Annotated in this window: 9 protein-coding genes; all 9 read right to left on the reverse strand. The window is 44.4% G+C overall.

What is annotated here, in order from left to right; all coding sequences use genetic code 11:
* Positions 1-10: 10 nt before the first annotated feature.
* Positions 11-1,087: an undecaprenyldiphospho-muramoylpentapeptide beta-N-acetylglucosaminyltransferase gene (gene murG / locus NTX75_16530; GenBank protein ID MCX5817821.1), complete on the reverse strand. Its 1,077-nt coding sequence runs from the start codon at positions 1,085-1,087 to the stop codon at positions 11-13.
* Positions 1,084-1,869 carry a hypothetical protein gene (locus NTX75_16535; protein MCX5817822.1) on the reverse strand — a complete coding sequence of 262 codons (786 nt, stop codon included), beginning with the start codon at positions 1,867-1,869 and terminating at the stop codon, positions 1,084-1,086. The genes murG and NTX75_16535 overlap by 4 nt, the downstream gene beginning before the upstream one ends.
* Positions 1,866-3,191 (reverse strand): UDP-N-acetylmuramoyl-L-alanine--D-glutamate ligase, encoded by a 1,326-nt coding sequence (gene murD / locus NTX75_16540; GenBank protein MCX5817823.1) that lies wholly within the window; start codon positions 3,189-3,191, stop codon positions 1,866-1,868. Before murD ends, NTX75_16535 begins: the two co-directional genes overlap by 4 nt.
* 31 nt (positions 3,192-3,222) lie before the next feature.
* Positions 3,223-4,302 (reverse strand): phospho-N-acetylmuramoyl-pentapeptide-transferase, encoded by a 1,080-nt coding sequence (mraY, locus tag NTX75_16545; GenBank protein ID MCX5817824.1) that lies wholly within the window; start codon positions 4,300-4,302, stop codon positions 3,223-3,225.
* On the reverse strand, positions 4,303-5,664 hold the full coding sequence (locus tag NTX75_16550) for a UDP-N-acetylmuramoyl-tripeptide--D-alanyl-D-alanine ligase (GenBank protein MCX5817825.1): 1,362 nt from the start codon (positions 5,662-5,664) through the stop codon (positions 4,303-4,305).
* Complete coding sequence (locus NTX75_16555; GenBank protein ID MCX5817826.1) at positions 5,651-7,102, reverse strand: UDP-N-acetylmuramoyl-L-alanyl-D-glutamate--2,6-diaminopimelate ligase; 1,452 nt, start codon at positions 7,100-7,102, stop codon at positions 5,651-5,653. The genes NTX75_16550 and NTX75_16555 overlap by 14 nt, the downstream gene beginning before the upstream one ends.
* A gap of 38 nt (positions 7,103-7,140) precedes the next feature.
* Positions 7,141-8,040, reverse strand: a complete 900-nt coding sequence (locus NTX75_16560) for a hypothetical protein (GenBank protein ID MCX5817827.1) — start codon at positions 8,038-8,040, stop codon at positions 7,141-7,143.
* Positions 8,037-8,339 carry a hypothetical protein gene (locus tag NTX75_16565; protein ID MCX5817828.1) on the reverse strand — a complete coding sequence of 101 codons (303 nt, stop codon included), beginning with the start codon at positions 8,337-8,339 and terminating at the stop codon, positions 8,037-8,039. Before NTX75_16565 ends, NTX75_16560 begins: the two co-directional genes overlap by 4 nt.
* A gap of 19 nt (positions 8,340-8,358) precedes the next feature.
* Positions 8,359-8,625: 16S rRNA (cytosine(1402)-N(4))-methyltransferase (gene mraW, locus NTX75_16570; protein MCX5817829.1), on the reverse strand; the 267-nt coding region annotated here is incomplete at its 5' end.

The raw sequence follows: 8,625 nt of genomic DNA on the forward strand, positions 1-8,625 counted from the left end.
TCCTTGACCCCTAATGTTTTGCTCCAACATTTTCGTAAATATGTCCAATAATCCGCTCCTCAGCATCATCCACGTAAAGCTTACCAAGGTTTTCACCCATCTGCTTCAGCAAAACACGTTCATTCATGAGATGCCTTATCACTTCATGGAGTCTTTCGCCGGTTGCCTCATCATTGCCAATCACATACCCGCCACCGATACTTTCCACGTGGTACGCATTTTTCCACTGGTGCTGGCCAGCGGAAAAGGGGTACGGGATAAGGATGGCAGCCTTTTTAAAATAGGCGAGTTCGAAAATCGTCGATGCCCCTGCTCTCGAGATAACCACATCGGAAAGGGTATAGTATTTTCCCATATTATCGGTAAAAGGAAAAACCTCATACTTTATGCCCGTCTTTTTGTATGCCTCAAAGATCCGCTCATAATCTTCTGAGCCGGTCTGGTGATACATGATGGAATTTTTATAACTTTCCATATACGGCAGGAGTGTGAGTATAGCCTCATTGATGCTTCGCGCCCCCCTGCTACCCCCGAAAACGAATACTGCAAAGGTATCATCTGCCTTCGATTCATGGCTGGTCTTCAGCCTTTTTCTCACAGGGTTTCCTGTATGATAGACTTTACTGCCCTTGAGATACTGTTTTGATTCCTCAAAGCTGGTGAAAGTGCATTTTGCAACTTTTGACAGCATTTTATTGGCAAGGCCGGGTTCTGCATTTTGCTCGTGTACAAAGCCCGGTACACCAAGAAAAAAACCTGCCAGCACAACCGGTACAGAGGTGAACCCTCCCATACCGAGGATCGCGTCGGGCTTTTCCTTTTTGATCAACCCCATGCATGTATATATACCGTGGATGAGGCGGATTAATGTAGCCATCTTATACACAATGCTTCTCCCCAAAAATTGACGGGCATCCGCAAATAGAAGCCTGAACCCGTATTGGGGGATAATTTTACTTTCAAGGCCGTATGTTGTGCCAATAAAGACCACGCTGTTTTTACCCTCTTTCGCCTCAAATGTCTCTGCCACAGCAATACCCGGGAAGATATGACCTCCTGTTCCGCCGGCAGAGATTAAGAGCTTCATGCACGTTCTCCTTCAGTTTTCAACATGATACCGATGAGCGGGGCAATAATAAAAAGGCCGATGAGCGGTTGATACAATAACCCCATTGATAATTTGAACCCCAGCACCATTGCAATATCAACAGCAACGTACAGGAAGCCAAAAAAAGTTAGCAGTTTACCCATGGTATTCTTTTTTACAAAATCGATAAGATTTACAGCAAGAAAGAGGAAAGATGTGATGAGCAGAAAATACCGTTCCATGTCGTTTAGCCTTACCCCGCCTCCCAGAATGGTGATACCTTTAACAAGGAAAAAAATTATAATGATGGCTGTATAACCCGCAATAAAAAGGATTGCACGGTTACGCCCCACGATAAAAAGGAAAAGCATGACCGTGAAGGCCATGGGGAGTATGAAGATTGTCTTTCCTATGATGTAAAGATTGAAGGCAAGGGAGAGAAAAAGTATTGATAGCGCCATTGTCTCCTTTGCAAAGTCTTTCTTTTTTTCATCCATAGCAATGAGAAAAAAGGTGATGCTGTAAAAGGAGACAAAAACAACGAGCGTATCAAGGGGGTACGGTAACTTTACTGTGGGATAGAAAAAAAGACCCGTAGTGGCGGCAAATGACAGCAGGATAAAGGGGTATTTCATGGCCATGACATATTTTGACGGGAGACGGTAGATTCCATAAGCTGCTGCAAGGCCTGCACATATCAAAAGCGTCTTCACGAGGGTAAGCTCCCGGAAAAGGCTATACAGGAGAAGCGCTGCAAGTATATAGATACATGCTTTCTTCACATGGACTCCACTATCTTCTTAAAAATATTACCCCTCTCTTTATAGTCCTTGAACATATCAAAACTGCTGCACATTGGTGAGAAAAGGACAATATCACCTGTGTCGGCAATCTCGAACGCCCTCTCTGCAGCACTGTTGAGGTCTTTTTCCATATAGGTCTTTGCAAATTCCCCCAGTTCATCCGATATCCGTTCCTTTGCCTCGCCGATGAGAATCAAGCCTTTCACTTTATTCATAAGGTCTGAAATGATCTTATAGCTTCCGCCCTTGTCTTTTCCGCCGGCAATAAGGATCACCTTCCCCTCAATACTCTCTAATGCCCTGCGCGTAGCATCCACATTCGTAGCCTTTGAGTCATTATAGAATCTCACACCATTCAATTCCCTTATTGGCTCAACCCTGTGGGCAAGGCCCTTGAAGTTTCTCAAAACCTCTTCAACAACCTGTTGTCCGATGCCGTAGATATGGGAAACGAGAAGCGCTGAGAGGATGTTTTCAGTGTTATGGATACCGATAAGCGGAGATAAATTCCTTTTATAAACAAATTCCCTGCCGCCCAACCGCACATACATATTACCCTTATCAAAGAAGGCGCCTTCATTCAGCGTCTCGCAGGTGGTGAAAAAGAGCTTATTGGCTTTTATATCATAAGCGGTTTTGAGGTTTCCGTTTAATACTGCATGGTCAATCTCTGTCTGGTTTTCAAAGATTCTGTATTTTGCCGTTATATACTCCTCATAGTTTCTGTATCTGTCCAGGTGGTCTTCTGTGATATTCAGTAGAACTGAGGTCATCGGGTGGAAGGTCTCAATCGTTTCGAGCTGAAAACTGCTGACCTCAAGAATAACATATTTTGCCTTCCTGCCTTCTAACACATAGTTAAAGAGGGGATTCCCAATGTTGCCCCCAACAAAGACATCACCATATGCCCTTGTAAATATCTCGCCCAAAAGCGAGGTTACCGTTGTCTTGCCGTTTGTCCCCGTTATGGCGATGATGGGCTCCTTTACGAACGTGGAGGCAAGCTCTATTTCGCCTACTACCTTAATGTTCCTTTTTCGGGCCTCTTGAAGCTCCGGAAGTTCGCTGTTCACGCCGGGGCTGATCACAATTAATGGATGGGAGAGGAAATCATCCGTCCTGTGCCCGCCAAAATGTCCCTCAAACCGAACGTCCTTAAGGTCTGTCAAGGCGGCCATCAGGTCCTCTTCTTTTTTTGTATCAGTAATGGTAACCTTCTTTCCCAGACGGGCAAAAAATTTTGCAGTCGCAATGCCTGTTGCCCCAAGACCGACTACTAATATTTTATCCGGTAAATTCATATGTCCCCAATATAGCTAAATGCCGCATTTGTCACCGTAGCTTAAGCGTGCTAAGCGCAATCAGTGCCAGTATGATCGATATAATCCAGAACCTCACTACTATCTTTTCTTCATTCCATCCCTTCAGCTCAAAATGATGGTGTATCGGGGCCATTCGAAAAACCCTTTTCCCCCTCCACTTGAAGGAGAGCACCTGTATGATAACAGACAGTGTTTCCATTACGAAGATCCCGCCAACTATAACGAGCAGGATTTCCTGTTTTATGATGACAGCAATCGTCGCAAGCGATGCGCCCAGTGACAGCGATCCCGTATCCCCCATGAAGAGCTCTGCCGGATAGGCATTATACCAGAGGAAACCAATACCTGCACCTATCATTGCCCCGCACAGTATGGTAAGCTCGCCGGCGCCTTTCACGTAGAATATCTGGAGATACTGGGCAAATTTTATATTACCTGCAATATATGCAAAGAGCATGAAGGTGGAGCAAACGGTGAGGACAGGACCAATGGCAAGTCCGTCGAGACCATCGGTGAGGTTTACCCCGTTTGATGCCCCCACTATGATGAAAACACCAAGGATTATATAAAAAACACCAAGGTGCGGCGTGATGTTCTTAAAAAATGGTACGGTAAGTTCTGTTATAAAACCTGACCTTGAATACAGAAAAGCGCTTATGAGGATAGCGAAGAAGACCTGAAGGAATAACTTGGTTCTTCCCGAGATACCCTTGCCGTTCTTTTGGCTTCTTAGTTTCTTTATATCATCTATGAATCCAATACCTCCGAAGGAGAGTAAGGCAAACGTTACAATCCAAATGTAAGAATTCTTTAAATCCGACCACAAGAGTGTCGGTATTATCGTGGAGACGAGGATTACAAACCCTCCCATTGTGGGGGTTCCCTGTTTCTCAATGTGTCTTTCGGGAACATCCTCCCTTTTTTCGCTCTTTATCTTCCATTCATGGAATTTCCTTATGGCATATGGTGTGAGAAAAAAGCTTATAATAAGGGCAGAGAGGATCGCGAGAACGGTCCTGAAGGTAATATATCTGAATACATTAAATGCTGAAAATGTCGTATGGAGCGGATAGAGAAGATAATAGAGCATTTAAATAAGCGCCTCCACAATCTCTTCCATTTTTAATGCCCTTGAGCCTTTCACGAGTATCACATCCCCCTTTTCAACATGTTTTGATACGTACTCTATAAGCGGTTGTCTGCTATCAAATATCCTCGTATTGGTGTTGTCCAATTCCTGAAATGTGTCTTTTACATGTTCGCCCATCAATGCGACCATGGGGATACTGTTCTCCCTTAAAAATCTGCCAAGCTCTTTATGGTAGTAAGTGGTGTTTTTCCCAAGCTCTTTCATGTCCCCGAGAATGACTATTCTCTTTCCCCTGCATGGCAGGTTAAGGAGCGTCTTGATTGCCCATTGCATGGAAGAGGGGTTTGCATTGTACGTATCGTTTACAATCATATATCCTTTTCTGGACTCAACGGGCTGGAACCGCATCGAATAGGAATCGAACGATTCTATGGCCCTGGCGATATGATTTATGCCAGCGTCGATCGTATATGCAATAGATGCCGCAGCGAGGACATTATACAGGTTGTGTATCCCCAGAAGACCGGTCTTTGTTTTTATTGTGTCGGATGAGAGTTTCAGGCTGATATTATAACCCTTCCAGCCCAAATCCTCTATGATGGCAAGATTAAAGTCCGCACTGTGAATAATCCCGAATGAACTGAGGGTCTGTTTTGTGCCATTTTTATAGCGGGTTGAAAGATAGGGATCATCGGCGTTCACAAAGATTGTCCCTCCTTCTTTTGTACCCTCGAAGAGGCTCAGCTTTTCTTCAAGGACGCCGTCAAGATCAAAAAGACCCTCCAGGTGCGAAGGGTTGATATTCGTAATGAGCGATACATCCGGTTCTGTTATTTCGGCCAGTGTTCTGATTTCTCCCTTACTGTTCGTTCCAAGTTCAAAAACACAAAACTCCGATGCCCCCTCCATGGAGAGGATACTCTTTGATACCCCGATGATGTTATTGTAATTTTTCTCATTGTAATGAACCGGAACATTATTTTTTATAATATGGATGAGTATTTCTTTTGTCGTGGTCTTTCCGTTGCTTCCGGTAATGGCGACAAATTTAGCTTTTGACTGCCTTCTTTTGTATTTTGCAAGGTCGATAAGGGCCTGGAGTGTGTTATCCACGAGAATTATGGTACCTTTTGCACTCTTTGCTATATCTTCCCGCCCCTTTTCACAGAGGCTTCCGCCCTGGGACTTATCACATGCCAACGGAATAAAGGCATGGCCATCAAAATTATTTCCGGTAAGGGGTATGAAAAGTTCGCCCTCCTGGATACTCCTGGAGTCCGTTGAAATTGCGGTAAAGAACTCCCTTCCTGTACTGAGAGGGGTACCTTTCACCGCCTTTACAATCTCGTCAATGTGCCACATTGAAAAACTCCTCAACAACCTCTCTGTCACTGAAGTGAAATACCTCATGCCCGATGATCTGGTAATCCTCATGCCCCTTGCCGGCTATGAGGAGGACATCATTATCCTTTGACATCCTGAGTCCTTCGAAAATAGCGTCTTTCCTGTTTTCCACAACCTTATAGGAATTTCCCTCAAAGCCCTTTGTAATAGCACCGATGATTCCTGCCGGGTCTTCGCTCCTCGGGTTGTCCGTTGTTATAATAGAAAAGTCTGCGAGGCGCGAAGCAATGTTGCCCATAATTGGCCTTTTTGCTGTGTCCCTGTCTCCCCCACACCCGAAGACAACGATCAGTCTTCCCGGTTTCAAGCGGCATAGCATCTCGAGCACCTTCTTTAATGCATCCGGCGTATGGGCATAATCGATGAATACGGAAATGCCTTTCGTGTTTTTTGCCCGTTCCAACCTTCCGGGCACACCTTCTAAGGCCTCAATCCCTGCAACGATGTTTTCACGGGGTATTTTTGCTGTGTACCCGAAAAGACTGGCAGCAAGAATATTAGAGGCGTTGAAGATACCTATCATAGGTGATGTAATAGAGAATTTTTCACCCATGAGTAAACACTCAAGGCGTAATCCGTTTATGTCTTCAACGTAACCGGAGAGGTATGCATGGGTATTTTTTGAGAGGCTGTAATAAAAGGTCTTCACGGGTACATCGGGAACGAATTCGCCCATATAAGGATCATCCATATTCAATATGGCGTATTTATCATCTTTCATGCTCTGTGGTAAATAATGCTTAAAAAAGAGTCTTTTGGCTTCCCTGTAATGTTCAAAATCCCCATGATAGTCAAGATGGTCATGGGTAAGGTTCGTTAAGATGGCTGTATCGAAATTAATACCCTCTACCCTTTTCTGGTCCAGGGCGTGGGACGATACCTCCATCACCACAAATTCCATATTTGCTGCACACATATCGTGGAGGAGCCCGTGTAACTCCTCGGCGCCCGGGGTCGTATTTTCGGCCTTTATGGTACGCCCGTCATATCTGTAAGATATTGTTCCTATGAGACCCGCTTTCCTGTCTGAGGATTTCAGTATTGATTCAATGAGATAGCTTGTCGTTGTCTTTCCGTTTGTCCCGGTGATACCTATCGTGGTGAGCTTTTCAGAAGGGAGACCGTAAAATCTTGACGCTACCTGTCCGAGGGTTTCTCTTGGATCTTTCACAACAACTGAACATTGAAAAGACTTTGAGGGTTCTCTGTCCGCAACCACAGCAACTGCCCCTTTTTCAACTGCATCTTCAATATATTTTTCGCTTTTATCGGTGGAGAAAAACATGTACCCTTCCTTCACCTTTCTGGAATCTTTTGTAATCCCTTTCACCTCTATGCCCATATCGCCCTTCGTGAACATTACAGGCAGTCCATTTATTAATTCTGACAATCTCATCTAAAAGCCTCTTTTACCTTAACCCTTAACCCTTTTTTTTATTTATACGTTTTCCCATAAATAACACATTCCGCTTCCCCTCGAATCCTCTCAAACGGCCTTGGATATTGTTCAGCTATGTTACCGCTTCCCATAATCTTAATCTTTGACGTATGGGTAATGAGCTTTTCAAGGGCCAGCTTTGAGGGAAGGTTAATCAGGTTCGGCATCAGCCACTCCTGCTCATCTTTCGCATAGTGACTCCTTGTGTCTGTTTTCATACGGACGAACGTGTAATTACCGTTGTGTTTCACAATACCTGTGCCGCTTACAACAAATGGAAAGAGCCTGCTATAATCTTCAGTGACATGGTTATTATAGGTGGCCAGCAATTTCTTCTTTTCCACGAAATATCCTTTTCCAAGGACTATATCCTCCCCTGAGAGCTCTTTGTTCAGGGTAATATCTTCTTTTTTAAGAAAATTAAGCATATGTTTTGTTCCCATTGCCTTTGAGAGGTTTTTTAAACCTTCTTCGTCCTTGTCTTTCAATATATCGAGCGGTTTCTTCCAGGTAGTATTACTGTTGCTGCCTCTGCTCGCGGAAATCAACCCATCCTTTTCTATGAGCCCTTCCTTCAGGGCAAAACAGACAAGCGGAACCGATATAAAAAGGGACGGCTCAATCTGATCCTCCTCAGGTATAGGGCGTTGCTCCGCCTTTTGGGAAATGTGATGCGCAGCTACATGCGTTTTTACAGAAACAACCTCTTCAACCTCTTCAATTGTTTTATGTGCGTTGCCCTGACTCGCCATACTCATGCTTTTCGATCCGGAATTCTGCCCTTCAGAAATCCTTTTAACGGATAATTTATCCGGAATTTTTGCAGCAACCGAAGCATATAGCAAGCATATGACAACACAGACAAAAAAGGCCCTCCTATTAGCCTTTTTTTTCATCTCAATACCAGTACCTCTTCTTCCTTCGGTTTTTTTAATCCAAGTCTTTCTTTTGCCTTAAACTCAAGATATCTTGCCCGCGTTATCACGGAAAGCTCCATCTTCAGATTGTTGTTGGCTTCTATGGTCTCCCGCTCTCTCATGAGCCGATCAACCAGTTCATCCCTGAGCTGGTTACTGGACCCCTTCACCAGAAACAGCACGAAAATGCAGCCGATAAAAAAGCAAACAATTAAAAAGGTGGACCTCAAACTTCTGTAGGTTGGTTCGCCTTTCACAGAGACATAAAGCCTCTCCATATGCATAACCCCCGGGTTTTTATTCTCTCTCTGCTACTCTGAGCTTGGCGCTCCTGGAACGCGGATTTTGTTTCACCTCAGACCGTCCCGCTTTTATGGGTTTTTTTGTGATGGTCATGAGCAGAGAAGAGGTTTTGAATACATTTTTTACTATCCTGTCTTCAAGGGAGTGGAATGAGATAACGCCTATCCTTCCCTGAGGAGCAAGCACATCGGCCGCATCTGTAATGCCGGTGGTGAGGTTTTTTAACTCGCTATTTACCTCTATTCTAATTGCCTGAAAGGC

The organism is Pseudomonadota bacterium, from assembly GCA_026388315.1.
GTDB lineage: Bacteria > Desulfobacterota > Syntrophorhabdia > Syntrophorhabdales > Syntrophorhabdaceae > MWEV01.

What these genes read in the sequence shown, in the direction of transcription:
- NTX75_16560 (MCX5817827.1), bottom strand. Translation starts at nt 8,040, where the DNA reads ATGAAAAAAAAGGCTAATAGGAGGGCCTTTTTTGTCTGTGTTGTCATA.
- mraY (MCX5817824.1), bottom strand. Translation starts at nt 4,302, where the DNA reads ATGCTCTATTATCTTCTCTATCCGCTCCATACGACATTTTCAGCATTT.
- NTX75_16565 (MCX5817828.1), bottom strand. Translation starts at nt 8,339, where the DNA reads ATGGAGAGGCTTTATGTCTCTGTGAAAGGCGAACCAACCTACAGAAGT.
- NTX75_16555 (MCX5817826.1), bottom strand. Translation starts at nt 7,102, where the DNA reads ATGAGATTGTCAGAATTAATAAATGGACTGCCTGTAATGTTCACGAAG.
- murG (MCX5817821.1), bottom strand. Translation starts at nt 1,087, where the DNA reads ATGAAGCTCTTAATCTCTGCCGGCGGAACAGGAGGTCATATCTTCCCG.
- NTX75_16550 (MCX5817825.1), bottom strand. Translation starts at nt 5,664, where the DNA reads ATGTGGCACATTGACGAGATTGTAAAGGCGGTGAAAGGTACCCCTCTC.
- murD (MCX5817823.1), bottom strand. Translation starts at nt 3,191, where the DNA reads ATGAATTTACCGGATAAAATATTAGTAGTCGGTCTTGGGGCAACAGGC.